Source organism: Pseudoalteromonas sp. (genome assembly GCF_036960685.1).
GTDB lineage: Bacteria > Pseudomonadota > Gammaproteobacteria > Enterobacterales > Alteromonadaceae > Pseudoalteromonas.
The window spans coordinates 22737-48459 of sequence record NZ_JBALXK010000019.1 but is presented as its reverse complement, the minus strand read 5'-3'; the positions used below and the strand labels follow the sequence as shown (position 1 = coordinate 48459).

The window sequence follows — 25723 nt, the reverse complement described above, 5'->3', positions numbered from 1 at the left end:
TATTAGATGTATCCATATAAAAAACCCGCAGACTATGCGGGTTTTTTGATTTGTAGCTAACCAATTAATTGCTAGGATCTAAACTTGTCTGTTTCAGTCTCTAGGTTGTTGGTTAACCCTTTAATTAAGTCTGTTGCTGCATGGGCTTGATGTGATACATCAGCGGTTTGTGATGCGGTATCAGAAATAGTCACGATACGTTTTGCGGTATCTTCTCCTGCATCGAGTTGCTCTTTGGCTGCAATCGCTATTTGATGGCTCATTTGCGCGATAGCGCTCAGTGATGAAGCAACACGCTGTAGCTCTTCACTGGCATCTTTAGATTTTGCTACCGTTTGTTCACTGGTGGTAATACTTAAATTAACCGATGTTTTGGCATCTTTGGTCGCAGATTGTAACTTACCTATCATAGTGCGAATTTCTTCAGTGCTGGTTTGCGTACGCTGCGCTAGTTGACGTACTTCATCAGCAACTACCGCGAAGCCTCGCCCTTGCTCCCCAGCACGGGCTGCCTCAATCGCGGCATTGAGTGCCAAGAGGTTAGTTTGCTCGGCAATACTTTGAATAACACTTAACACATTTGCGATATTATTTACTTCATCATCAAGGAGTTGGATGTTATTACCAGCGCTGTCAATTTGTTGCTCTAAAAGAGCAATAGTGTTTGCTGCCTCAGTGGTCAAATGATTTGCGCTTTGACCTTGACGCTCGGCTTCTTGCACTGAAAAAGCCGCTTGTTCGGCATGTTCAACAACGGTTTGTGCGGATGCGGTCAGCTCTGTGATAGCTGATGCTACCATGTGGGTTTCTTCATTCAAGCTGCGGGTTAGTTTATCCAGCTCAGTCGAACGTGATTCGTTATCGAGACTCTGATTTTTTAAGCTATCAGTGACATCTTTAATGCTGCCAACTACGCCACGTAAGCCTTGCTGCATATAGTGCATAGCGGCAATGATGCTTTCTGGCTGAGCATCGGTGCGAATATGTGATTTGAGATTGCCACGCGAAACTTGCTTAACAATATCAATAACTTCATTTACTTCACCGCCTAAAGCATTACTGAGTGAAATACCAAACCGAGCGATTGCAGCAGTTAAAGCAAGTGCAATAATCAGTGATAAACCAACTAACCATTTAGCGGTATTCCAGTAACGTTCATCAACTTCTTTTTCGCTGATCCCAGTGCCCACATACCAGCCAAAGTACGGAGTTTTCTGTACTACAGAGGTTAAATCAACGGTTTCACCGTCACGTACTGAATCCCAGTGATAGGTAATAATTTTATTAGTTTGATTGCCAACTAACTGTTCAACCATACGGCCAATACTATTACCACTGGCGTCTTTAAAATCATTAAAGCTGGTGTTGTGTAGCTCTGGATCGTGGGGGGTGGCAATAAAGTCGAGCTTGTCATTAACGACGTAGACATACTCACTGTCGTGGTATTTGTTTTCGCGCAACATTTGGGTGGCAAATTCCCGCGCTTGCTGCTCACTTAATTGACCTTTTTTTGCAAGTAATTCGAATTGCTCAACAATATTTGTAGTACTTTTCATCAACTGGTTGATACGAGCGATATTATCGTTTTCACTGGCGTGACGAAGAGATTGTAAGCCCAGCAATGCAATAGCGTTAAGTGCTATAAACATCGCTCCAGCAAACAAGATTATTTTAGTTCTTAATGCTAAACCTGACAGCACATTGCGCCCCTTATTATTTTTATGACCTTAAATTTCTAACATGTTTATCGGCTAGATGTTAGTTTTAATTAACAATAATAAGGGATTTTTACGTGACTTTTACTCAAGTTTCTTTTGTGGGTAAATTAGAGTTTCACTTCATTGGCTGTGAGGAGTCGGTATTCGCCACTGGCAAGTGTCTCATCAAGGCTAATGTTGGCTATTTTTTCTCTATGTAATTCAACCACTTTATTACCAACTGCCGCGAGCATGCGTTTTACTTGGTGGTATTTACCTTCACAAATTGATAACCGTAAACTGTAAGTGGCAAGTTGCTCTACGATTGCCGGGCGAGTGAGCTCTTTTTCGTTATGTAATTGCACACCTTGGCGCAGTTGTTCTAGTGCCTCGTCAGTGAGTGCTTCTTGTGTTTCAACTAAGTAGGTTTTAAATTTATTGTGTTTAGGTGAGGTGATCTTATGCGACCAATCGCCATCATTAGTGATTAGTACCAGCCCTGTGGTATCCAGATCTAGACGCCCTGCAACATGAAAATCACTCATGTTAGGTTCGTCTAGCAATTCAAATACTGTGGGGTGTAAATCATCACTATTGGCACACACATAGCCAACCGGTTTATTGAGCATGTAATAGCGCTTTCCTAAAAATGCCAAAGAGTTACCTTGGAAAATAATCGCATCAGTGGCTGTGATTTGATGATCATAAGCGGTGATCACCTCGCCATTCACTGTCGCGTCTTTGCGTTTAATGCCTGCTCTTGCTTTGGTGCGTGGTATTTCAGCAAGATGGCTAATAAATTTATCTAAGCGGCAAGGAAATTTCATTGGGTTCACATTTTTAGTCAGCTACAATGGGGGCGAGTATAACGAATCAATACAGTCTATGACAGTGCCAAGCGGGCAAATATTACAGCATTATTATGCGCAAATTAATTGCGGCAAACTTCAGCGCGATGATTCCCAACTTCAGGCTGTAAAGGCGCTTGATGAGTTAGCGCAAGCGCTACAGCAGCCACAAGCTTGGTGGCGTAAGTCGGTGAGCCCACAAGGTATCTATTTACATGGTCCGGTAGGGCGAGGTAAGTCGATGCTAATGAATGTGTTTTATGAGCGGGTCGCAATCGAGCAAAAAACACGATTACATTTCCATCATTTTATAGCCCAAGTTCACACCCGATTGGGGCAATTACAAGGGCTGCAAAACCCGCTTGAACAAATAGCCAGTGAATGGGCAAAAACATTGCAACTTATTTGTTTTGATGAGTTTTTTGTCTCTGATATTGGTGATGCGATGATCATGGCTGGGCTTTTTAAAGCGCTATTTGCCAAAGGTGTAGTATTAGTTGCTACGTCAAATTGCCAGCCAGAACAGCTTTATTACAACGGTTTACAGCGTGCGCGATTTTTACCGACCATCGAATTACTAAAAACTCACTGTCACATTATCAATATTGCTGGGGTTGTTGATCACCGTTTTCGTTTTGGCAAACACGCGACTTATTATTTTAATAGTGCAGTTGAAAACCAGTTACATAGTCATTTTTTAGCTTTTGCAGAGCAACTGATCACAGATAAAAACGTGACTATTTGTGGACGTAACATTGAATGTCTACAACGCAGTAATAATGCCATTATGTTCGATTTTATGGCGCTGTGCTCTGGCCCGCGAAGTACCGCAGATTACATTTATTTAGCTCAGCATTATCAGCGCGTATACGTGTGCAATATTCCAGTAATGGGGTTGGCTGCGACGGGAAAACAAATAGTCCATGGTGTTGAAGACAGTTATCAACGTGAACATCAAGACTTACAAGAGCATACACTTGATGATGAAGCGCGCCGCTTTATTGCGCTGGTAGATGAGTTTTATGATCGTGGCAAGCTGTTGGTGCTAAGTAGCGAGGTGGAGATTGCTGATTTATATCAAGGGCAAAAGTTAGCCTTTGAATATGCGCGTACAGAATCACGGTTAATTGAAATGCAAAACTGGCGTTAGTTAAAATTAATAAAAAAGGCACGCTCTTGCGAGACGTGCCTTTGACAACAACCTAGTAGGAATAAAACTGCTAAAGCACGATGAGCTCGCAGCAATAAATTTTAGACGCTATCATTTAAAAACTATATTGCGCACCTAAGTACACATAACGGCCTGCGCCACCGCCGTATCCACTGTAATAATTACCAGTGCCACTAGGGTAGAATGCCCCTTTATTGTCAAAAATATTATTAACCCCAGCAAACACGCGTACATCGCTTTGTGGCGTTAATGCCATAGTGTAAGATGCTGAAAGGCTGTGTTTTAGGTATGAACCATAGTCTTGATAAGCCAGCTTTTCAGGGTTACTAACACAGCTTGCTTCGCCTTCACTGCAGCGTTCATCATTAGCCGAAAGTGCTTTTTGGTAATCTAATTCATCCTGTTGGTCGGCTTTAAACGATCCTAAGAAGTTGGTACGCCAACGAATGCGTAGGTCGTCAAAACGCCATGCGATTGACATCGCGGCTTTGTCTTTACTACTGCCATAGCCTGCATATTGAGTAACAACGTCGTTACCATCTAACCCTTCATAAGTTTGTGAGTTTTCAATAACATGATTGTAATCAAGCTTTAGCGCTACGTTGCCATAACTACCTAAGTCAAAATCATAAGTTGCGACTACGTCATAACCACGAGCTGTTAACTCATCTAAGTTATATTCGCGTTGGAGAATTTTAATGATGTTACCTTCGCTGTTACGGGTAATATCATTACAAAATTCGTTGTCACTACCCCAAGCGGCTTCTGAGTCGTAACATTCATTCATTATGTTTTCGTTACTGATCTCATCAATGGCATCAACAATGGCAATATCGTAGTAATCTATAGCAAGATTAAAACCGCGGAAAAACTCTGGTGCTAATGTCACACCAAACGTATAAGTATCAGCCGTTTCTTCTTTTAGGTTAGGGTTACCTGTGCCCGGTGAATAGTTGTTATCTTCACTGTCAAACTTAAAGTCTGGATTTTCAGCAAGCTGTTTTGCCAGAGTCGGCTCTAAACGACAGTTAGCATGGCCAGGCTTAGTTGAAGTAGCCGTTAAACCATCACAAATATCATCATATGAGTCGAAATCGCCACGCGGTGGTGACATTAACTCTGTGATTGTTGGGGCGCGCTGCGCTCGAGCGTAGTTAGCACGTACCATATAGCCGTCAACTGGCTGCCATAGTAAGCCGAGTTTATAGCTGGCTACGGTATTGACGTTTTCCATACTGTAATTAGCTAAACGTAATGAGGTTTCAGCAGATAAGCTTTTTGCTAGCGGCGCATCTTGCAAAAGTGGAATTGCCAGTTCAGCGAAGGCTTCATAAACTTCAACCTCACCGTAAAATGAAGGAACCACGTTAAAGGTGATCCCGCCGACTTTCATGTCTTCACTGGTATCTAAGCTTTGTGAATCTTTACGGTATTCACCACCAAATACGGCAGACACACTACCTGCTGGCAATTCAAATAAATCGCCAGTGATATAACCCATCAAAGTGTATTGCTGAATTTTGGTATCAATAATTGGGTTACTACGGATCCAGTTAGCCATATCTGGGGTAATCGAGCCTTCACCAAACAGATTTATTGGTACGCAGCCTGCAGCTCGTGCCGCTTCATCAATGCATTGAATGCTGCCATCGGCGAGTTTTTCAGCTTGTAATGCTTGGTTTAAGTTAACTACATTTAATTCATTACTGCGGATTTGATGTTGCTTAAATTGCCCGTAGCCTGCCGATATATCCCAGTCCCATTGGTGATCAAACATGGTACCTTGTAAGCCTGCCCAAGTACGAATGGTAGTACGGTCATTATCGGTGCTGATATTACCCACCTCGCCAAAGCGGCGATCCCAATAAATACGATCTTTGTATGGGTTTGCATCTAAGATTTGTTGTGGTACATACGGGTTATTAATAGGAATGTAGCCCGGTGCGATATCTGCGATTGGATCGCCCGTTACTGCGTCGTAGCGGGGTACAAAAGCTGCTTCATAATCATCTTCTGGTGATTTATCGTTGAATGAGCCACTTTTACTATATTGCAATTGGAAGTAACTCATGATGTCGTCGCTGATATCAAAATCGATTTTTACAGCGGTTGAAAAGTTATCGCTTGGTACATCCAGCATTACGTACTGACTTGAGTTAATACCGTATATTTCTTCATTGCCTTTCCAGTCATCTCGTAGTGTTTGACCGTCATACCAAAATTGCGTGTCATTGTTATTGTTTTCTAGAAAAACGCCGCCCAAGGTGCCATCACTTTTACTCATCCAATCAGCTTGAGTAATGTCACGCATACATTGCGAGCCTGTGGCTGTGACCATTTGGTTGCACATTAATTCATCATCGTAGCTATGTGCGGCTTCAATTTTTGCACGATCGCGGTCATAGTAACTAATCCCGAAATCACGGTCCCAGTTAGCACTAAAAAAAACGTAACCTCGGTTATCTGCAAATGAATCACCGTAATTTAAATCGAGGGTGAACTCTTTGCCGCCACCTTCAGTGGTTTGACCGCCACGGGCTTGAAAATCAAAACCTTCTTTTTTTGATTGGGTAATAATATTAACTACACCAGCCACCGCATCTGCACCGTAAGTCGCAGATGCCCCCCCACTGATGATTTCAACACGTTCAACCATGCCACTTGGAATAGTATTTAGGCTTACGTAGTTACCACCATAGCTATTTGATACTACGCGGCGACCATCAATAAGAGTTAGGGTGCGGTTAGCGCCTAAATCACGTAACTGCACGGTTGAAAGACCAGTGCCAGAAATACTTGATTGACTCGTGGTATTACCAATGCTTTGGCTCAAGCCTGGCATGTTATCAACTAATACATCGGATAAGTTACCTAAACCAGTATCTTGGATTGCAGAGCGATCCATGGTGACCAGTGGTGTGGCTACAGAGAAGCTATCGCGCTTTAAACGTGAGCCTGTTACGGTAATTTTTTCAGGCTCTGCTTGCTTAGCTTCATTGATAGTTGTTTTATTTATTGTTTGTTGGCGTTCAATTTGTGCATCGTTTGCGATTGATTGGCCAGAAAAGCTTGCTGTGATCGCCAGTGCTAGTGCGCACTTTTTTGTTGATATTTTGCTCACAGATTTCCCTTATTTTTTTAATTTTATAAAGCTAATGCATTAGTCACTTTTGACGGGCAGTTCAAAGTACTTCGACTAATGCATCAGCGGATGGGGTTTATACCCAAACCATCTCATTCTGTATCTTGCGATGATTTGGGTATATTCGTGAGTTGTTTTAAGTAATCGTGAACAAAAACACAATGATAGGTATCTCGTTTATATCCCTATTTTACATCTATTTAATATCTATTCGTTTTAAATTAGATGGTTAGCGTTATTTTTGAAATATATAGAGGAAAAAATATGATGTTTTTATCGCGTTATTTTGCTTTTTGTAGCTAGAAAAGGTTAACCTTCTAGACTTCTAAATATAGGGTGTGAATACATAATTTATGAAAACTAATCAGCTATTCTTACTTGGCCAGTGTCAAGTGAATGCAATTGAAAATAAGCTGTTATGTGGTGAACATGAATGTATTTTGCAACCTAAATTTATGGAGCTACTGTGCTTTTTAGTTAGTCATTATCCTGAGCCCGTCACCCGTGAAGAGCTCATTGCAGGAGTGTGGGATGGTAATCAATTTGTTGGTGAAAAAGCCCTAACCAATGCTATTTGGCATCTACGTAAAACCTTTAAAGAGCTTGATGCTGGCAATACTTATATTGCTACGCTGCGTAAAACGGGCTATCGCTTGGCGCAACAACCCGTATTTCCCATTTCACAAAAGCAGCAGCAAGCCACGCTTAGCGTAAATAAACAACAGCCGCTACTTACTCTCAAAATTACAGCTATTGTTATGGCGGTTGTGTTGCTATGCAGTACGCTATTTTATTTCCAAAGCACCCAGCCATTATCTGAGCCATTACAATTTACACCTTTGTTTGAGCATATAGAAACCATTACCACCCATCCTGGCCGTGAGCTCTTTCCGGCAATTTCCAATGATAGCCATTTTATTACTTATTCTTGGCGGCGTCCGGGTCAGCAAACAAATCTTTACTTGCGAGATTTACTTTCTCCCGAGCAAGCTGCAATAGCCTTGACCGATAGTGCTTATATTGAAGGGCGCTCAGTGTTTAGTCATGATTTAGAAACGCTATTTTATTATCGACGAGATGCACAAAATCACTGTGAGATAGTAAAACAAAATATAGCGACGGCAAAAATAACGCTCATAGAGACTTGCGGTGATGGCAGAGGTGTTGACCTTGATCTCAATGCTGCTGGTGATCAGCTGATATTTATTAGTGATAAAAAGCATGCTTACGATCAAACCGAGCTAAATATAGTTGATTTACGTTCAAGTGAGCTGGCAATCACCCAAGTACCTTGTCCTCGAGACTGTAATTTTTATGATGAGTCTGTTGTTTTTTCACCTGATGGCGAGCAATTGCTGGTAGCGCGTAATCTGTCTTCTGGTCACGAAGAGTTATTTTTAGTTGAAATTGCCACTGGGGAAGCCAAGCAGCTAACTTCTGGGTTTGTTGATATCCGTGGTGTAGATTGGCATCCAACAAAAGATTTACTGGTTTTCTCAGGTGTTGAGCAAGGTAAGCGACGTGGTTATTTTTATGAATTAAAAACACAGCGGTTGATTGATGCTCATATCGATGGCTTAAGCTATCCAGAATATGGGCAAAATGGTGATTTGTACTTTCATCAATGGCATATTGATTCCGCGTTGATGCGGGTAGAAACTAATAATGCTGTAGCCAGTTCACCATTTCCTATTTTATCTACTCATTTTAATACCCGTTTTCCTGATTATAATGCGGTAAAAAATAAGCTGGTATTTGTATCCGATGAATCTGGTGCAACCGAACTTTGGCTTGCCAATAAAGATGGCACCGAACGCCGGCAGTTAACTCGCTTACATGCCAATGTTTATAGCCCTGTTTGGTCTCCAGATGGCCGCTATATTGCTTTTACGGTATCGAGTAAGGGGGAAAATAGCCTTCGTATTTATGATGTTAACGCAAAGACATCGTCTCAACTTCATACTGGTTTTAATTATCATGGCAAGCCTAGTTGGGCACCAGATAGTCGCAGTGTGTTAATCTCAAATACACAGGACGTATATCGGTTTACTTTAACTGGTACTAACTTAGGTAAAGTGGTCGCACAATCAACTATGTATGTGTATGAAGATAAACAGGGGGCGTTAATTTTTGCAGATCACAGTGCTCAGCAACTCTGGATCAAGCACCCCGACAGTGACAAAGAGCAATTACTTGTTGAGTCGATAAATTTATCGAACCATCTCTCTTGGTATTATGAGGAGGGGGCAAGCCAAGCCACTTCACGTGTGTATTATTTTAATGTAGAGCAGGGCGATTATCGCTTAAGTTATTATGACTTTGCGACACACTCAAAGCATGATGTGATGCGTTTACCTGAGCGGGCATTTAGCCGCAGCTCAGGTTTGAGTTATATCTCAGCGGTGGGCTGGCTTGTGTATACTTCCTATAAATCACCGCAAATAGATATTAAGCGTATTAAAGCTGAGTATTTACCTTAGCACTTACGGTAAATTTCGTGCTGCATATCATGTACGTTGACACTTAAACTGTCAGAGTCCCGACAATAAATTTGCAAGCAATGCAGTAAGCTTTCACTGAGCTGCTGTTTTTGTTCAATACTGCGCCCAGCCATAATATGCACAGCAATATGGATAAAGCCCTCCTTACCATCGCCCAGCTGATAATGGGTGTAGGCTATAGCGCGGGTTTTGATTGTTGGCAGTTCAAACAAGCCGGTCGCAAATGCTGCATTGTGTATTTTTTCAACCAATACTTGCGGTAACACGGGTAAATCTTCTGAGTGCTCAATAATAATATGCGGCATGATCTTGTTACTTCCCTTAGAAACGGTATGTGAAGCCTAAGCTTGTTTGAAATTGATTAAGTACGTCACCATCAAAATGCCATAAACATTGATTGTCTTCATCTGTGGGTAATGTACAAGAAACGTTGCTAGCATTATTAACGATAGTTGCCAGCCAGCGAGTTTCAAATAAAACCCGTGCTTGGTCGTTAAATAGGTATTCAAACCCACCATATAAACCACTGGCAAAGAAGATATCTGAGCTGGCAAAATTAGGCTTTACATAGTTCGCGCCAATTTGTGCACCAACATAGCCGTTAACACGGTTGCCTAAAGGGACTTCAACGGCACTTTGAAACAAAAAATACTGCATTTCTACATCTAACTCAGGTGATGATTGAAAGTCACTTTTGGTATTAGAGAAATAAAATCCGTAACGAGCGGAATCGATAGTTCTATCAATACTAAAAGCCAGATGATTACTATCTTCAAGTTCAATCGCTAAGCCTTCTTCGGTCTGTAATGATTGATTAAAACTTTTGCCGGTGTAAACACTGAGTGAGTAACCTGCGGCTGCGCCGTGACTTATTAGCAGTAAACAAAGTAATGAGAATGCTTTTTTCATTGTGTCGGTGCTCGTTGTTGTGATTTATTTGAGTTAGTATTGAAACATAGTTAAATGTAAGCCACAAACCGTTCTACTTATTTGGAGCAAGGAAAATTATGAAAGCGATTATGTTTGGCGTATTGGCAAGTTTACTGATCACGCTATCGGGTTGTTCTGACGATGCCGCATCAGTTAGTTTAGGGTTATTTACCACCAAAGATATTAAAGTTGTATCGCAGCAAGATCCTTTAATCACAGGGGTTACCTGCCATATCAGTCATGTTGAAGCGAATTTAGACTTTTCTGATCCATCCGATATGTCTATTTCATGTCGTCAAACGGGGCCAATTACTGCAGAGCAACTGCAAGCGATTGACCGAAGTAAATCAGGTGAAGTGGTATTTAAATCATCAAAAAGTATTTTATTCAAATCGTTAAAAGTGCGTCGCATTTATGATGCACCCACTCGTACTTTACTGTATTTATCATATTCAACTAAAGAATCATCGGGTAGTCATCATCATGCGTTATCTACTGTGCCTTTGTATAACACCCAAGCTTGGGCGTGGGCACAGCAACAGCAAGAATAACTCAATGCCATTGGTATAAGTAAAAAGAGCAGACTATGTTAGCGTTATTTAAAAGCAAACCATTATTAGAACAACAAGAGCAGCAATGGCTGATCGATACCTTTGTGTGGGCTGTTGAAAATTTTGACAGTGACTACTTTATTAATCACTCGCAATTAGTATTGCCTAACCATCAATGTTTTCCTGATGCGGTGTCGAGTATTGAGGAAATGGCGAGCAAAGTGTTTCAACGTGTAGTGGGTTATGCAGGCTTACAGGCATGGCCAATTAAGCTGGTGGCGCCGCAACAACTCCAACCGCAAGTATTTCCACATTTTGCCTTTAGTAACTCTTTACGTGGTGAACAAAGCCAATTAATTGTGCCACCAGGTCATAACGTGAATGTGTCGTTTAATCCTAATCAAATTAACCAGCCACAAGATTTAGTGGCCAGCTTTGCTGGCACGCTGGCAACGATCATGATCCATCATGTCGGTGTGTTGCCGCCAGGTGGAAAAGAGTTTTTACCACAAGCGGCAGATGCATTAGCGTGCTTTTTAGGTTTTGGGGTGATGATGAGCAACACTGTGTATCAGTTTAAAGGTGGTTGTGGCTCATGTTACAATCCCTATGCAAATAGGCAAGCAGCTCTGAGTGAAACGCAAACCGTATTTATGCATGCTTTGGTTTGTCACTTTAAAGGTCATCAAGGTTCTAAAAAGTATTTAAAACCACATTTGCGTAGCCAATTTAAAAAGGCGCAAAAAGAAATTAAAGCGTTGGTTAGTGATACGGCTAACCCGCTGTTGTTGGCACTTGATGAGCAAAAAGCAGGGTGATAAATGGCCTATTTAGATGAATTTTTATTAATTGCACTGGCACATTTTTTTGCTGTAGCAAGCCCAGGCCCCGATTTTGCAATTGTGCTTAAGCAGAGTATTCAACAAGGACGAGCGAATGCATTGTGGACCAGCTTTGGGGTTGGAATGGCAATTTTGCTCCACGTTAGTTATTGCTTGTTAGGTGTTGCGGTACTATTAACTCAATCACCTAATGTGTTTATGGCATTAAAGTATTTAGCTGGCGCATATTTAGCTTATATAGGTGTACAGGCACTTCGAAGCGCCAAACCAGCAACCCCAGAGCAGCCAGTGATGGCGGGTAATAAGGTTAGCGAATCAAGCTGGGTTGCTTTTCGTCGTGGTTTTTTAACCAATGCCCTCAACCCGAAAGCGACCTTATTTTTTATGTCACTATTTACCTTAGTGATCAGCCAATCAACACCGTTAATTATTCAAGCAGGCTATGGGCTTTATATGGCTGTTGCAACTTGGCTGTGGTTTTCGTTTTTATCTTTAGTGTTATCAAAGCCACAAGTACGCGGTTTCTTTCAAAGAAGTGGTCATTGGTTCGACCGTGGGATTGGCGTTATCCTCATTGCCTTAGCAATAAGAATTGTGGTGTAAAACGTATTAGTAATTTGAGTTTCGGATAAGTAAAGTAAGTAGGTGGGTATGGCTGTTTATAATTTTTCGTTTGGTTCAAATATGTCATCTAGTCGTTTATTGGCACGATTACCAAACGCGCGGCGTATGGGGACGGCAATATTATCAGGTTATGAGTTAAGCTTTGATATGGTAAGTAGCGACGGCTCAGGAAAAGGCAATATAAGGCCTACAGGTAATGAAAATTCCCACGTGTATGGTGTGGTATATCAACTTAATGACGATGAAAAAACAATTTTAGATGCCATTGAAGGGCCACGTTATGATTGTGTTGATATTCAGGTTACGCTGCTCGATGGGCAAGAATTAGCTGCGCATTGTTATATTGCCAATACGATAGACGCAAACATTTTGCCCTATGATTGGTATATGCAGCACGTTTATCGCGGCGCACTTGAAGCAGGCGTACCAAATGCGTACAGTGATGCCATTAAATCTCGGCCAACATGCCAAGATAGCGATATAGCCCGTGCGGCCATTGAGTTTGCTGTACATAAAAATAAAAACTAAAAATAACCCCAAGGATTGTTATGAAGTTAACAAAATTAGCGGTAGCTGGCGCATTATTAACAGGTTGTGCATTTAATAGCTACGCCGCTATCGACACTAAGCAGATTGAGCAAGTCATTGAAAACTCAATGGCACGTTTTGATGTTCCAGGTATGGCTGTTGCCGTTGTTGAAAACGATAAAGTTATTTTGGCTAAAGGCTTTGGTATTAGTAATTTAGATACCGGCAATAAAGTAAATAAAGATACTTTATTTGGTATCGCATCGAATACCAAAGCCTTTACCGCTGCAGCATTAGCAAAATTAGTCGATGAAGACAAAATTAGTTGGGATGACAAAGTGATTGATTATCTCCCTGAGTTTCGCTTATATGACCCTTATGTAACTCGTGAACTGACTATTCGTGATTTACTAAGTCATCGTAGTGGCTTAGGGCTTGGCCAAGGTGATTTAATGATTTGGCCTGATACCGATAAATCGATTGAGGATATTCTCGCAGGCCTAAAATATCTAAAACCTGCTAGCAGCTTTCGCAGCAAATACGCGTATAACAATCTAATGTTTGTCACCGCAGGTGAAGTGGTCGCGCGTGTCTCTGGTATGAGCTGGAACGATTACATAGAGAAGAATATTCTTCAGCCTTTGCATATGGATAATTCACGTGCTGGCTTTTCACGTATTCCAAAAAGTAATAAAAACTGGGCAACGGGTCATATCCCGATGGATGGTAAGTTACACCCATTTTTTGTGAACTATTTAGAAGATTTCCGCGGTGCTGGAGCCATAGCATCAAGTGTTAGCGATATGAGCCAATGGTTACGTACCCAGTTAGCACATGGCACCATGCCAAATGGTGAACAGCTGTTTAGTGAAAAACAACAAGCGCAAATGTGGCACCCGCATATCACTTCATTAGCTTCAAAAAGTGCGTACGACGCATACCATCAACAGTTTAGAGGTTATGGTTTAGGTTGGAGTATTGAAGATTTCCATGGCATTAAAAAGTTAGGTCATGGTGGTGGTATTTTAGGTATGGTGTCGCAGGTGACGTTATTGCCAGAGAAAAATTTAGGGATTGTGATCCTGAGTAATCAGCAAGCGTTTAGTGCTTTATCGGCAGTAACCTATGAAATACTTGAAGATGCACTCGATTTAGAAGATAAGGATTGGGTTGAAGACTTAGCTAAAAAGCATTTTGAAGGCAAGCAAAAAGCCCATGCAAATGCGAAACCTGAAGCACCTGCAGATTACCAACCACAACTACCAAACATCAGCTACACAGGCACCTTACATGATGATTGGTATGGCGATGTAGTGATTGAAGAGCTTGATTCTAAGCTACGTATTGATTTTACGCATACTAAGCGCTTAAAAGGCCAATTAGAGCATTACACGGGCAATACCTTCATTGTTAAGTGGGATGAAAAGTTACTTGAAGCCGATGCTTATATTACTTTTGATATGAGCACTAAAAATCGCGTTAACAAAGCAAAAATGCGGGCTGTATCTACAGCTGTAACCGATTTTAGCTTTGATTTTAGAAATTTGACCCTCAAAGCTAAAAAGTAACGCTTACTACGATTGAATTTACAATAGTAAACCAAAGTCGCAAAGCCACTGTTTAGTGGCTTTGTTATAGTTATCGCGTAAATTAGTTTTGGAGCTGGTATGCGTACTGCGATTATTTCACACCCTTTTTGTCGTAAACATAAAATGATTGATGATCATCCTGAGTGTCCTGAGCGCTTAGATGCGATTGCCGATCGTTTGTTAGCAAGTGGGTTAGATATTGCTGTACAGCAAAAGCAGGCACCTAAGGCATCCCGCGAACATTACTTATTAGCCCATGATGAAGCCCTTGTTGCGCTGGTGGAAAAAAGCATACCTGAGCAAGGTTTAGCATCACTTGATGGTGACACTTGGTTATGTCCGGATTCACTGTTGGCTATTGAGCGTGCAGTAGGGGCTGGAGTGTTAGCGGTTGATGAAATATTGGCTGATAATTTAGATGCCGCATTTTGCTCGGTGCGTCCTCCCGGGCATCACGCTAATCGCTCAACGTCTGCCGGTTTTTGCGTGTTTAACAATTTAGCGATTGCAGTAAAATACGCACAAAGCCAAGGAGTAAAGCGCATTGCGATTGTTGATTTTGATGTACACCATGGTAATGGTACTCAAGATATTTTTATCGATGATGAAAACGTGTTGTTTTGCTCGTTGTTTCAGCATCCTTTTTACCCAAATACCGCCGTTGAAAATAATCAGACTTTAGTCAATTCGCCTATGCCTATAGCAAGCGATGGTAATGATTTAAAAGAGGTTTACTTACAGCAGTGGTTACCAAAATTGAGCGAATTTAAACCAGAGTTATTGTTTATCAGTGCCGGGTTCGACGCACACCTTGAAGATGATATGGCAAGTTTGAAGTTTGTTGAAGATGATTACGCCTGGCTTACTGAACAGCTAGCGCAACTGAGTAAAAAACTTGGCTGCAAAGGTATAATCTCTTACTTAGAGGGGGGGTATGCACTCTCAGCACTTGGTCGTAGTGCTATTGCCCATGTCAAAGCGTTAGTCGATAACCAGTAAGTTAAATGCTTGCTGTGGAGTGAGTTGCTCTAGCTTGCTAAGACAGCAGTGTCCCTCATTAGCTAAATACTGTTTAACGTACTGAGTCAATGCTGCACTGCTCAGTGCTTGGCAAGGCTCGCCATCAAGGGTGTGGTAACTGCCATCGTTATCTAGCACGGTTACATACGCGTGCGTATCTTTAGTCATCCCATATAAAAAGTCAGCTACGTCACTAGGCTGAGTGGCAAGCTCTATTTCTTCATTATAAATAATGATTTTTGGGTATGGCATGCTTATTTATTGTCCTAAATCAAATTATCATTTGTAGCCTTAATTATACTTGTTGGTTCGTGTAAAGCTAGGGATGCTGTAATGCCAAAAAGTAGCCGTTACCAGAAAGTTTGTGATGTATTTACTGATAAAGTACTTTCATGTAGTAAATACACGCAACTTATCGACGCCGTAAAGTTAATGCGGGCGCATAATGTCAGCGCTATTTTTGTGCAAGAAGATCAGCAGATATGCGGTATTTGGACTGAAGCCGATTGCATTAAACTCGATTTTACCGACCGTAATATTAAGCATCTAGAGATACACAGTGTGATGTCTAGCCCCGTTTTAAGCATTTCATATTCACAATTACTGAGCGATGCTACGCTTGTTTTTCATCAATATAATGTTCATCACTTATTGGTTGTTGATGAAAATAAGTTGCCGTGCGGTGTTGTTAGTATTAGTGATATCGTACGAAATCAGGGGCTTGATCATTACCTGCAATTTAGACCGATCAAAGAGCAATACCATAAAGATGTATTAGTGGTACCAAGTCATTGCCCTCTTAATGAAGCGGTTAAAATGATGCGAGAGCGTTCAGAATACGTCATCTTAGTATATAACCAGCAGCACAATGAGCATGGCATTATTACGCAGCGAGATTTGCTGCATCGGATCATTACGCCTGATAGGGATATATCATGTTGGCAATTAGCAAGCCGTCCTTTGTATCAAGTACACTCTAAAAGTAGTTTGTTCGATGCTTATCGGTTAATGTCAAAAAACAATGTGCGTCATTTAGTGGTAAGTGACGAGCAAGAAATTAAAGGCGTGCTTACCCTAGAACACCTTATTAATGAAATAGAAAATGCGTATTGCAGTGAGCTTGAAAAAGTACTTGAGCAGCGTGATATGGCGCTGCAGCATTCACAGCGTAATCTTTACTTAGCTAATAAAATTATTGATGCATCATTGGATGGCATCATGATCACCCAGCAAGATGGAGTGATCATTCAAGTGAATCCCGCTTTTACAGTACTGACTGGTTATAAAGCAAAAGAGGTCATTGGTCAGCACTCTCGCATTTTAAGTTCAGGTAAGCACAGTAAAAGTTTCTATATAAGAATGTGGCAATCCATTACAGAGAAAGGAGTATGGCAAGGGGAGATCTGTAATCGCAAAAAAAATGGCGAAGTGTATGTTGAGTGGCTCACCATTATCAAAATACATGAGCCTAATAGTGATGACATTATCTACGCCGCTATTTTTAGCGACATTACCGAGCGTAAAAATGCAGAAGAGAAAATTGTCCAACTCGCTTATTTTGATGAATTAACGGGGTTGCCAAATCGACGTTTATTTAATGATAGATTAAGCATGGCACTCGCCGCGGCGCACCGCAGTAAAGACATGCTCGCGGTGATGTTTATTGATCTAGACCGCTTTAAAGAAATTAACGACAGCTTAGGCCACAGCGCCGGTGATATGCTGCTAAAATTAGTTGCTAAACGAATACAAAGTGTTTTGCGCGAAGACGATACGTTAGCACGCTTGGGTGGCGACGAATTTGTGATGTTATGTGAAATTAACGATATTGCAGGAGTGATCAGCTTAGCAGATAAAGTCTTAAGTCATTTAAGCGCTCCATTTCAACTTGAAGGGTTTGATGTGAGGGCTACGGCATCAATTGGCGCAGCAGTTTACCCTGATGATGGACTTGATAGTGAAACTCTGCTTAAGCATGCTGATATTGCTATGTATCGTTCAAAAGCAGCGGGGCGTAATTCGTTTCAGTTATTTAAGTCATCAATGAATGCACGCTCATTAGAGCGGCTGGCGATGATGAGTCGGTTTCAGCACGCCCTTGAAAATGATGAGTTTGAATTGTACTTTCAACCCAAACAGTGTTTAAAAACCAGTAAAATTAAAGGGGTAGAAGCGCTGTTACGTTGGCACGATCAGGCGCTTGGGGTGATCTCACCAGCGCAGTTCATTCCTCTAGCAGAAGAACTAGGTTTGATTGTAAAACTCGATCTTTGGGTACTTAATAATGCTGGTATGCAACTGGCTCTATGGCAGCAACAGGGAATTAAAGCTGGGCGTTTGGCTGTCAATATATCCGCTTGTCATTTCAGCCAGGGTAATTTATCGAGTAGTGTTGCACAGATGCTAAAACGCTATAACGTGCCAGGTCACAGCTTGGAAATAGAGCTTACTGAAAGTAGTTTTATTAGTTCATTTAGCCAAGCTAAAAAAGAGTTACAGCAACTTAAAAAAATGGACGTACACATTGCACTTGATGATTTTGGTACCGGGTACTCTGCGTTGAGCTACCTGACAAAACTGCCTATAGATACGTTAAAAATAGATGCAAGCTTTATTGCTAAAATCCCTGATGAATACGGCAATAGTGAGGTGGTTGCAGCCATTGTTGCGATGGCTAATAGTTTAAATTTACAAGTTATTGCCGAAGGAGTCGAAAAGCCTGCTCAATATAATCACTTGTTAAGTATTGGCTGTGAAGTGATCCAGGGATATTACTATTGCCGCCCGTTAACGCAGCGGCAATGGTTAGAGTTTTATCAGCTGCAAAATCAACCTACGGTGATATCGTAAGAGGTAAATTTACGAATGTTGATCACGCCAGTATCAAAGATCAAGTACTGGCCTTTAATACCGTTTAAAATACCACTTACAACGGGCTCTTTATCAAAATTAAAAGAGCTAATTTTAGTTGGGTAGGCGGTAACAGGGAACTCTAAATCAACAACCTCTTCATCTAGTTGCTCAATGGCCGTTGCGCCAAATAGCTCAGCCAGTTCATTAAGTTTACCGGCAATTTGTGGAATTAACTCAGCGGCGGCAGCTTTTAAGTCAAGCACTTCACTTTGGCCTTTGAGCATATTACGCCAATTGGTTTTATCGGCAATAAACTGTGCCAGTGCCACTTCCACTAAACCTGATTGCAAACGGGTTTGTACTTTAAAAATAGGTAGCGCTTGAGTAGCACCTTGGTCAATCCAACGAGTGGGTATTTGCGTATGGCGGGTAATACCGACTTTAAGCCCCGATGTGTTAGCCAGATAGACATAATGCGGGATCATGCAGTTTTCTTCGCCCCACTGTGGCTCACGGCAAGTTCCTTGGTCGTAGTGGCAGGTTTCTGGCTTCATAATGCACATATCACAACTTGCCAGCTTACGCATACAGACAAAACAATGTCCCTGTGAGTAACTTTTCTTAGTTTTCTTACCGCAATTAGAGCATAAAATAGCGCCATTAAAAGTCAGCGTTAGTTGTTTGCCAATATAGGCATTAAGATCGACTAACTCATCACCCACAGGTAAATGATATTGAATTGGTTGTGTTAGTGATGATTTTAGTTTTTTAAGTGTGCCTTGCATCTTTACGCCCCTAAAGATGTGAAAAAGGGGATTCTATCAGTAATCCTTAAACATGTGGCAATTTTACTTAATTAGCTTATTTATTTTCAGCTAACCAGAGCAAATAATCATCTACAGCGATGGCTTTGGAGTAATAGTACCCTTGCCCGTAGTCTGCCCCCATGGCCTTTAAAAGTCGCTGTGTTGCATCATTTTCTATGCCTTCGGCAGTTACTTTTAAACCTAGACTATGAGCCATTTCAATCGCAGCCTTAACAATGACCTTGTTGGCGCTGTGGTTAGGTAGATCGATGATAAATGATTTATCTATTTTTAAGCTTGAAAAATTATAGCTAACAAAACAATTTAGCGATGAATAACCGGTACCAAAGTCATCTAAAATTACCTCAATACCATGATCTGTTAATTGATTTACTAAGCTAATCATCTGTTGTTGGTTTTTAATTAAAGCGGATTCAGTTAATTCAAATTTAAGCTGCTTTGCAGGTACGTTATGTTTGATTAAGGTGTTTTCGATTTTTTCAATTAAATTATGAATCATCAGATTCTTAGCACTAAAATTAATACTCACTTTATGCTCGGTATAACCTGCATGATTTAATTTAGCGATATCTTGGCAAGCCTTATCGAGTACCCACAAGGTTAGTTCGTTGATAAGCCCAGTACGTTCAGCTAATAAAATTAAGGACTCAATATTGATCTGCTCGTAAGGCGCATTAGGCCAGCGTAATAACACCTCACTACCAATTGTTTTGCCATTGAGTAAATTTATTTGTGGCTGATGATAAATCGTTAATTTGTTCGCTTTTAAAGCATTTTGAAATGCCGTCGCCAAGCTTATATTCATTGTTGCAGGTATCGCTTTTGCAGGCTCGTTTGAGCGCGCGGAGGCTGTAGGCTCAATTAGCGAAAAATAGCCGTCTTGTAACCAAGTCTCAAAGCCAATCCCACTTTTCAAAGGGCAACTGCCGATAGAGTAACTTAACTGTAGATCAAAACCCTGCACGGGAAAGTGCTTGGGTAAGGTTTTGCGGATTTTTAATAAGCTGTCATATAGTGTCTGTGTACTTTGAGTTTTTACCGAAATAAACGCCAGTACGCCACCGCCTAAATCAGCGATGCGTGGGCATTTATCTAAATCGTTCTCTAAATTGATAAATTCTCGTTCTTTACTTAGCTGTAGTTCAAGAGCTTTAGCAACGCTTACTACTAGTTGACTGCTTTGGCTATGATTTAAAATTTGGCTGAGTGATTGAAAGTGCCCGATTTTAATTAAACATAAGTTAGCAGGTCGTTGGCTTAGCTGCAAAGTCATATATGCATGTTTTAGCATGGCGCTATTTAACAGTTTAGTTTGCTCGGTATGAGTGGCGTGATAGAGCGCTTTTTCTCGTTGGTAGCGCACACGATCAGCCAATGCCATGGCCATTAATGTCACTTCACATAAAATTGCCACTAATAATGCATGGCGGGTAGTAAAGCTGTACTCGATGATCCCGGTAAGCTCCAAGGGTTGCACCGCCGCGCCTATTATCAGGGGGATCCATGAAATTACATAAAATTTAGCCCACCGGAAACCACTGCGTAATTTATTATAAATTAACGTAATACAAACAAAATAAAGTACCGCAAAGACTGCAAAGAAAATCTGCGAAGAAATATACTCCACCATAAAAAAGCTGACAATTGCTAAGCAAAACATCAAAAACAGGAGTGCAATGCTCATTTTATATCGCCAGCATTTATCTTTATGGTAGCGTAAAAACATGGTGCAAAAGGCAAGCGTAAAAAAGGTAATAGCGTAATTGCTCACGACTATATAATGATTAAATAGTTTCTGTAATGCTAATGGCCACAAGTAAAAGCCAAAGCCAAGCACTGAGCCCATTAATACTAATGCCGATATAATATAGCCGATGTATATTAAATAAACACGATCGCGGATCCCGTAATACAGCACGAGGTTATATAGCGCAGCCATCACCAGTACGCCGACAAATATCCCCCAAATAGCTGCTTGCGCACGTAATAAATCTTTAAATTCAGCTTTACCATAAAGATTTATAGGGGTTTTACTGATCCCCGTAGTATCAATTTTGAAAACTAGGTAACTTTGAGTTTTAGCTGCAATTGCTATCTCAATATGCGGCACGCTATATTCAAATAAACTAAGTTGCTCTTGTCGATCGCCTAAATTAAAAGTCTGCAGTAAGTGGCCTTGGTCATCTAGTTGATAGACAGTTAAATAGTCTATCATCGGATTATCGAAGTGGGCGAACAGTTCTTTTTTTTCTGCTGAGCGATTATCTAACTTCATTGAAAGCCAATAATCTTGTGGCGCCAGCTGCCATGGAATAGTGCTAAAGGGTTCGTGAATAAGCTCATCAGCCTCATTTAAAAATGAACTTAATGTTAAAGATTTTGTAGGGTCTATACGATAGGCTTGATCGAGATAAATCGCCGTTGTTTTATCGATAGTATAGCGTGTTGGCGTGGCTAAATGATTGGCAAAGGTATAAATAATGAACACTAATGTGCTCAAAATTAAAAATGCAATTATATGATATTTAAACGGTTGCTGTTCCAAAGTATTACTTATAGGTTATCCATCACCGCTTTAGTGTAGCACTAAAAAAGCGCAGATAAACTGCGCTTATTATTTATAAATACTGGTTGGACCTATTTTTCCCGAGCAATGGCACGATAGGCAATATCTGTACGATATTCCATGCCTTGCCAGCTAATTTCATCAACTAGTTTGTAAGCTCGTTGTTGTGCTTCGGTAACTGTATTGCCAAGTGCTGTAGCACATAATACACGACCGCCAGCAGTGACTACGTTGTCGCCATCTTGCTTAGTTCCCGCGTGGAAAACTTTTTCGCCTTCTGGGTAGCTTATTTTTAGGCCATTGATTGCATCGCCTTTCGGGTAGTTATCTGGGTAGCCTTTCGCTGCCAGTACCACACCTACAGCCGCACGAGGGTCAAACTCAATGGTGGTTTTATCAAGTTCAACACGATTAGCGGCCTCAATCAACTCAACCAAATCTGATTGCAGACGTAGCATCATAGGTTGTGTTTCTGGGTCGCCAAAACGACAGTTATACTCGATAACTTTAGGTGTACCGTCGCTGTCGATCATCAGACCTGCATACAAGAACCCAGTGTATGGATGGCCTTCGCTTGCCATACCTTCTACCGTTGGGTAGATCACTTCATTCATAATGCGTTGATGGATTTCATCGGTTACTACAGGGGCCGGTGAGTATGCACCCATACCGCCAGTATTTGGACCTTGATCGCCATTGTAAGCACGTTTGTGATCTTGGCTAGTTGCAAACGGTAATACGTTCTTACCATCTACCATTACGATAAATGAGGCTTCTTCACCTTCTAAGAACTCTTCAATTACAACTCGGCTACCGGCTTCACCAAAAGCGTTACCCGCCAACATATCGCGAATAGCATCTTCAGCTTCAACTTCGGTCATGGCAACAATAACGCCTTTACCCGCCGCTAAACCGTCTGCTTTTATAACAATCGGCGCGCCTTTTTCTTTTAAGTACGCAAGTGCAGGGGCAATTAGCTCAAAAGTTTGGTAATCAGCAGTTGGAATTGCGTGGCGTGCTAAAAAGTCTTTCGTGAACGACTTTGAGCCTTCTAGCTGCGCAGCGCCAGCAGTTGGGCCAAAGATAGCTAAACCGTGTTCACGGAATTTATCTACCACACCAAGTACCAACGGCACTTCAGGGCCAACAATCGTTAGCTCTACATTATTGTTTTGGGCAAAGTTAAGTAGGCCGTCGAGGTCGTCAACGTTAATGGCAACATTCTCAAGTTTTGGCTCAAGTGCAGTACCTGCGTTACCTGGGGCTACAAATACAGTGTTAACTTTAGTGTTTTGAGCGGCCTTAAACGCAAGTGCGTGTTCGCGGCCGCCGCTGCCAATGACTAATACATTCATGGCGAATATCCTATTTAAAGCGGTTTTTTAAATTTCAGCGTCATGCGGTCGCTTTCACCAATTGCTTTATATTTAGCGGCATCTTGCTCGCCAAGTCTAAGGCTTGGTGGAAGGGTCCATACCCCTTTAGGGTGATCGGCTGTATCAAGAGAGTTTGCATTTATGTCACTGCTTGCTTCAAGTTCAAAGCCTGCTTGTTTAGCAAGTTCGATTACTACGCTTTGCTTCATATAACCTGATGACTTTTGCATTTCATCAGCTTGCGCTTCAGGTAGGCGATGCTCAACCACACCTAAAGTGCCACCTGGCTTAAGTGCTTTATAAAAAGACTTAAAGGCATTCGCTGCGGCGTCTTTATCTTTGCTCATGTACCAATTATGTACATTACGGAAAGTTAATACCATGTCTGCGCTGCCCGCAGGTGCAATATCTAAATGTGTTGAAGGGGCAAATTCAGTGATTTTTACTTTACTGAATCGCTCATCTTCGGCAACTTTCTGTTTAAAGCCAGCGAGTGAACGTTGATAGTAGCCAACTGATGAATCAGCAGGAAAGTGTGCGGCATAATAGGTGCCTTGCTCTTTCAGTGCTGGCGCTAAAATTTCACTGTACCAGCCGCCGCCTGGCGCAATCTCAACCACTGTCATTGTTGGCTTTAGGCCAAAAAACTCGAGGGTTTCAACAGGGTGGCGATATTGGTCACGTTCCGTGTTTCTCTCACTTGCTTTAACGGCTTGAGCAACGGCTGAACTTTGGCCATGATCATGGGCAAGTACGAGCGTTGAGCTCATAGCAAGGGTAGTAACCAGTAGTGTTTTTAGTGCAAATTTCATCGTCTGTTCCTTCACATTATAATTTTATAGCGGTTATAGAATAAGCAGAATACGTGAATTTGGTGCAAACAAAAAGAGCTAACTTATACAGTTAGCTCTTTGTGTGATTAGTGGCGGAAGTGACGCATGCCAGTAAACACCATTGCCATGCCAGCTTCGTCAGCAGCGGCGATAACTTCTTCATCGCGCATTGAACCACCTGGTTGGATCACAGCAGTAATACCAGCCTCTGCTGCTGCATCAATACCATCACGGAATGGGAAGAATGCATCAGACGCCATTACAGAACCTTTCACTTCAAGGTTTTCATCAGCAGCTTTAATACCAGCAATTTTAGCTGAGTAAACACGGCTCATTTGGCCTGCGCCTACACCTATGGTCATACCGTCACGGGCATAAACAATGGCGTTTGATTTAACAAACTTAGCGACTTTCCAGCAGAATAATAAGTCTTTAAGCTCTTGCTCAGTAGGTTGGCGTTTAGACACAACTTTTAAGTCGCCTTGCGTTACCATACCTAAATCACGGTCTTGAATTAATACACCGCCATTTACACGTTTAATGTCATGGCCTGTGCCTTTTGCAGAGAACTCACCACATTCTAATAAACGTACATTTTGTTTTGCAGATACGATTTGTGCTGCGGCTTCTGATACTTTAGGCGCAATGATCACTTCAACAAATTGACGTGACACAATCGCTTCAGCGGTATCGGCATCAAGCTCTTGGTTAAAGGCAATGATGCCACCAAATGCTGATGTAGGGTCGGTTTTAAATGCACGGTCATAGGCTTCAAGGATGTTTTCACCGATTGACACGCCACACGGGTTGGCATGTTTTACGATAACACAGGCCGGTACATCAAATTCTTTTACACACTCTAGGGCTGCATCAGTGTCAGCAATGTTGTTAAACGACAATGCTTTACCTTGAAGCTGTACGGCGGTTGCAACAGACGCTTCTTGCACGTCGTTTTCAACATAAAAAGCCGCATCTTGGTGTGAATTTTCACCGTAGCGCATGTCTTGCTTTTTAGTGAACTGCATATTGATAGTGCGTGGGAATTTAGTTTCCTCAGCCGCTTCATCAGTGTAGTCAGCAACCATTTTACCGAAGTAGTTAGCAATCATGCCATCGTACTGTGCAGTATGCTCGTATGCTGCAATGGCTAAATCAAAACGTGTCTTGTACGTTGTTGAGCCATTATTGCTTTGCATTTCGCAGATCACGCGGTCGTAATCTTTCGCGTTTACTACAATAGTCACGTCTTTGTGGTTTTTAGCCGCAGCACGCACCATAGTTGGACCACCGATATCAATGTTCTCAATGGCATCTTCAAGGCTGCAGTTTTCTTGAGCGACTGTATTCGCAAAGGGGTATAAGTTAACTACAACGATATCGATAGCTGAGATGTTGTTCTCAGTCATTACGTCTTCATCTTGACCACGACGCGCTAAGATGCCGCCATGAATTTTTGGATGAAGAGTTTTAACGCGACCATCCATGATCTCAGGGTGACCTGTGTGGTCAGATACTTCAGTGACTTTAATGCCATTATCAGCAAGTAATTTACAAGTACCGCCAGTTGATATAAGTTCGACACCTTGTGATTCAAGTGCACGAGCAAATTCAACGATACCGGTTTTATCTGACACACTTAGTAGTGCGCGACGAATTGGACGATGTGTATCCATTGTAGTTTGATTACCTCAGTGTTTGAGCTAGCTTAGAAAGGCGCTATTTTAACTGAATATCGCTTAAAAAACGATGTTTAAAGAGTGAGGATTTTGCAATTAGCCGCTTTTTTGAGGGTTTTTAAAGAGATAAAAAAAGCACCCGAAGGTGC

20 protein-coding genes are annotated in these 25723 nt (G+C 41.6%); 9 read left to right on the top strand and 11 right to left on the bottom strand.

The annotated features are described in order from the left end of the window. Positions 1 to 71 precede the first annotated feature (71 nt). Together V7783_RS15220 and rsuA are read right to left on the bottom strand one after the other, a co-directional pair. Positions 72 to 1700: a methyl-accepting chemotaxis protein gene (locus V7783_RS15220; RefSeq protein WP_335679440.1), complete on the bottom strand. Its 1629-nt coding sequence runs from the start codon at positions 1698 to 1700 to the stop codon at positions 72 to 74. 125 nt (positions 1701 to 1825) lie between these two features. Then, entirely contained in the window at positions 1826 to 2524 is a 699-nt protein-coding gene (gene rsuA, locus V7783_RS15215; RefSeq protein ID WP_335679439.1) for a 16S rRNA pseudouridine(516) synthase RsuA, read from the bottom strand. A 58-nt stretch (positions 2525 to 2582) separates the two neighbouring features. Between rsuA and zapE the strand changes: the two genes are divergently transcribed. Then, entirely contained in the window at positions 2583 to 3695 is a 1113-nt protein-coding gene (gene zapE / locus V7783_RS15210; RefSeq protein ID WP_335679438.1) for a cell division protein ZapE, read from the top strand. A gap of 115 nt (positions 3696 to 3810) precedes the next feature. Here the strand turns inward: zapE and V7783_RS15205 are convergent, their stop codons facing one another. After that, on the bottom strand, positions 3811 to 6837 hold the full coding sequence (locus V7783_RS15205) for a TonB-dependent receptor domain-containing protein (protein ID WP_335679437.1): 3027 nt from the start codon (positions 6835 to 6837) through the stop codon (positions 3811 to 3813). A 374-nt stretch (positions 6838 to 7211) separates the two neighbouring features. On the opposite strand from V7783_RS15205, the gene V7783_RS15200 reads away from it, so the two are divergent. Continuing rightward, the gene (locus V7783_RS15200) at positions 7212 to 9338 is read left to right on the top strand and encodes a winged helix-turn-helix domain-containing protein (protein ID WP_335679436.1); all 2127 of its coding nucleotides are present in this window, start codon (positions 7212 to 7214) and stop codon (positions 9336 to 9338) included. Here the strand turns inward: V7783_RS15200 and V7783_RS15195 are convergent. Together V7783_RS15195 and V7783_RS15190 are read right to left on the bottom strand one after the other, a co-directional pair. Further along, positions 9335 to 9664: a 5-carboxymethyl-2-hydroxymuconate Delta-isomerase gene (locus tag V7783_RS15195; protein WP_064665428.1), complete on the bottom strand. Its 330-nt coding sequence runs from the start codon at positions 9662 to 9664 to the stop codon at positions 9335 to 9337. The two genes, V7783_RS15200 and V7783_RS15195, sit on opposite strands and share 4 nt — an antisense overlap. Positions 9665 to 9680: 16 nt before the next feature. Beyond that, a complete protein-coding gene (locus V7783_RS15190; protein WP_335679435.1) occupies positions 9681 to 10268 on the bottom strand; it encodes a hypothetical protein in 588 nt (195 codons plus the stop codon). A 98-nt stretch (positions 10269 to 10366) separates the two neighbouring features. Here V7783_RS15190 and V7783_RS15185 point away from each other — a divergent pair, with 98 nt between their 5' ends. The 6 genes from V7783_RS15185 (at position 10367) to V7783_RS15160 (ending at position 15422) form a co-directional block, all read left to right on the top strand. Next, positions 10367 to 10840 (top strand): CreA family protein, encoded by a 474-nt coding sequence (locus V7783_RS15185; RefSeq protein WP_335679434.1) that lies wholly within the window; start codon positions 10367 to 10369, stop codon positions 10838 to 10840. A 35-nt stretch (positions 10841 to 10875) separates the two neighbouring features. After that, on the top strand, positions 10876 to 11658 hold the full coding sequence (locus tag V7783_RS15180; RefSeq protein WP_335679433.1) for a hypothetical protein: 783 nt from the start codon (positions 10876 to 10878) through the stop codon (positions 11656 to 11658). 3 nt (positions 11659 to 11661) lie between these two features. Beyond that, positions 11662 to 12285 (top strand): LysE family translocator, encoded by a 624-nt coding sequence (locus tag V7783_RS15175; RefSeq protein ID WP_335679432.1) that lies wholly within the window; start codon positions 11662 to 11664, stop codon positions 12283 to 12285. A 48-nt stretch (positions 12286 to 12333) separates the two neighbouring features. Continuing rightward, positions 12334 to 12834 carry a gamma-glutamylcyclotransferase family protein gene (locus V7783_RS15170; protein ID WP_335679431.1) on the top strand — a complete coding sequence of 167 codons (501 nt, stop codon included), beginning with the start codon at positions 12334 to 12336 and terminating at the stop codon, positions 12832 to 12834. A gap of 20 nt (positions 12835 to 12854) precedes the next feature. Next, positions 12855 to 14402, top strand: a complete 1548-nt coding sequence (locus V7783_RS15165; protein WP_335679430.1) for a serine hydrolase — start codon at positions 12855 to 12857, stop codon at positions 14400 to 14402. 99 nt (positions 14403 to 14501) lie between these two features. After that, the gene (locus V7783_RS15160; RefSeq protein WP_335679429.1) at positions 14502 to 15422 is read left to right on the top strand and encodes a histone deacetylase family protein; all 921 of its coding nucleotides are present in this window, start codon (positions 14502 to 14504) and stop codon (positions 15420 to 15422) included. Here V7783_RS15160 and V7783_RS15155 read toward each other — a convergent pair. Then, on the bottom strand, positions 15405 to 15695 hold the full coding sequence (locus V7783_RS15155) for a DUF4144 family protein (protein ID WP_335679428.1): 291 nt from the start codon (positions 15693 to 15695) through the stop codon (positions 15405 to 15407). The genes V7783_RS15160 and V7783_RS15155 overlap by 18 nt on opposite strands. Before the next feature lie 81 nt (positions 15696 to 15776). Here V7783_RS15155 and V7783_RS15150 point away from each other — a divergent pair, with 81 nt between their 5' ends. Then, entirely contained in the window at positions 15777 to 18293 is a 2517-nt protein-coding gene (locus tag V7783_RS15150; RefSeq protein ID WP_335679427.1) for an EAL domain-containing protein, read from the top strand. Here the strand turns inward: V7783_RS15150 and V7783_RS15145 are convergent. From V7783_RS15145 to purH, 5 genes are all read right to left on the bottom strand, one after another. Beyond that, positions 18272 to 19081, bottom strand: a complete 810-nt coding sequence (locus V7783_RS15145) for a DUF2797 domain-containing protein (protein WP_335679426.1) — start codon at positions 19079 to 19081, stop codon at positions 18272 to 18274. The genes V7783_RS15150 and V7783_RS15145 overlap by 22 nt on opposite strands. Positions 19082 to 19157: 76 nt before the next feature. Continuing rightward, positions 19158 to 21668 (bottom strand): EAL domain-containing protein, encoded by a 2511-nt coding sequence (locus tag V7783_RS15140; protein ID WP_335679425.1) that lies wholly within the window; start codon positions 21666 to 21668, stop codon positions 19158 to 19160. 92 nt (positions 21669 to 21760) lie between these two features. Next, a complete protein-coding gene (gene purD / locus V7783_RS15135; protein WP_335679424.1) occupies positions 21761 to 23044 on the bottom strand; it encodes a phosphoribosylamine--glycine ligase in 1284 nt (427 codons plus the stop codon). A 14-nt stretch (positions 23045 to 23058) separates the two neighbouring features. After that, on the bottom strand, positions 23059 to 23877 hold the full coding sequence (locus V7783_RS15130) for a class I SAM-dependent methyltransferase (RefSeq protein WP_335679423.1): 819 nt from the start codon (positions 23875 to 23877) through the stop codon (positions 23059 to 23061). 107 nt (positions 23878 to 23984) lie between these two features. Then, complete coding sequence (gene purH, locus V7783_RS15125) at positions 23985 to 25571, bottom strand: bifunctional phosphoribosylaminoimidazolecarboxamide formyltransferase/IMP cyclohydrolase (protein ID WP_335679422.1); 1587 nt, start codon at positions 25569 to 25571, stop codon at positions 23985 to 23987. Positions 25572 to 25723: the final 152 nt, after the last annotated feature.

What these genes read in the sequence shown, in the direction of transcription:
- V7783_RS15185 (WP_335679434.1), top strand. Translation starts at nt 10,367, where the DNA reads ATGAAAGCGATTATGTTTGGCGTATTGGCAAGTTTACTGATCACGCTA.
- V7783_RS15190 (WP_335679435.1), bottom strand. Translation starts at nt 10,268, where the DNA reads ATGAAAAAAGCATTCTCATTACTTTGTTTACTGCTAATAAGTCACGGC.
- V7783_RS15175 (WP_335679432.1), top strand. Translation starts at nt 11,662, where the DNA reads ATGGCCTATTTAGATGAATTTTTATTAATTGCACTGGCACATTTTTTT.
- V7783_RS15150 (WP_335679427.1), top strand. Translation starts at nt 15,777, where the DNA reads ATGCCAAAAAGTAGCCGTTACCAGAAAGTTTGTGATGTATTTACTGAT.
- rsuA (WP_335679439.1), bottom strand. Translation starts at nt 2,524, where the DNA reads ATGAAATTTCCTTGCCGCTTAGATAAATTTATTAGCCATCTTGCTGAA.
- V7783_RS15165 (WP_335679430.1), top strand. Translation starts at nt 12,855, where the DNA reads ATGAAGTTAACAAAATTAGCGGTAGCTGGCGCATTATTAACAGGTTGT.
- V7783_RS15145 (WP_335679426.1), bottom strand. Translation starts at nt 19,081, where the DNA reads ATGCAAGGCACACTTAAAAAACTAAAATCATCACTAACACAACCAATT.
- V7783_RS15195 (WP_064665428.1), bottom strand. Translation starts at nt 9,664, where the DNA reads ATGCCGCATATTATTATTGAGCACTCAGAAGATTTACCCGTGTTACCG.
- V7783_RS15160 (WP_335679429.1), top strand. Translation starts at nt 14,502, where the DNA reads ATGCGTACTGCGATTATTTCACACCCTTTTTGTCGTAAACATAAAATG.
- zapE (WP_335679438.1), top strand. Translation starts at nt 2,583, where the DNA reads ATGACAGTGCCAAGCGGGCAAATATTACAGCATTATTATGCGCAAATT.
- V7783_RS15170 (WP_335679431.1), top strand. Translation starts at nt 12,334, where the DNA reads ATGGCTGTTTATAATTTTTCGTTTGGTTCAAATATGTCATCTAGTCGT.
- V7783_RS15200 (WP_335679436.1), top strand. Translation starts at nt 7,212, where the DNA reads ATGAAAACTAATCAGCTATTCTTACTTGGCCAGTGTCAAGTGAATGCA.
- V7783_RS15130 (WP_335679423.1), bottom strand. Translation starts at nt 23,877, where the DNA reads ATGAAATTTGCACTAAAAACACTACTGGTTACTACCCTTGCTATGAGC.
- V7783_RS15155 (WP_335679428.1), bottom strand. Translation starts at nt 15,695, where the DNA reads ATGCCATACCCAAAAATCATTATTTATAATGAAGAAATAGAGCTTGCC.
- purH (WP_335679422.1), bottom strand. Translation starts at nt 25,571, where the DNA reads ATGGATACACATCGTCCAATTCGTCGCGCACTACTAAGTGTGTCAGAT.
- purD (WP_335679424.1), bottom strand. Translation starts at nt 23,044, where the DNA reads ATGAATGTATTAGTCATTGGCAGCGGCGGCCGCGAACACGCACTTGCG.
- V7783_RS15180 (WP_335679433.1), top strand. Translation starts at nt 10,876, where the DNA reads ATGTTAGCGTTATTTAAAAGCAAACCATTATTAGAACAACAAGAGCAG.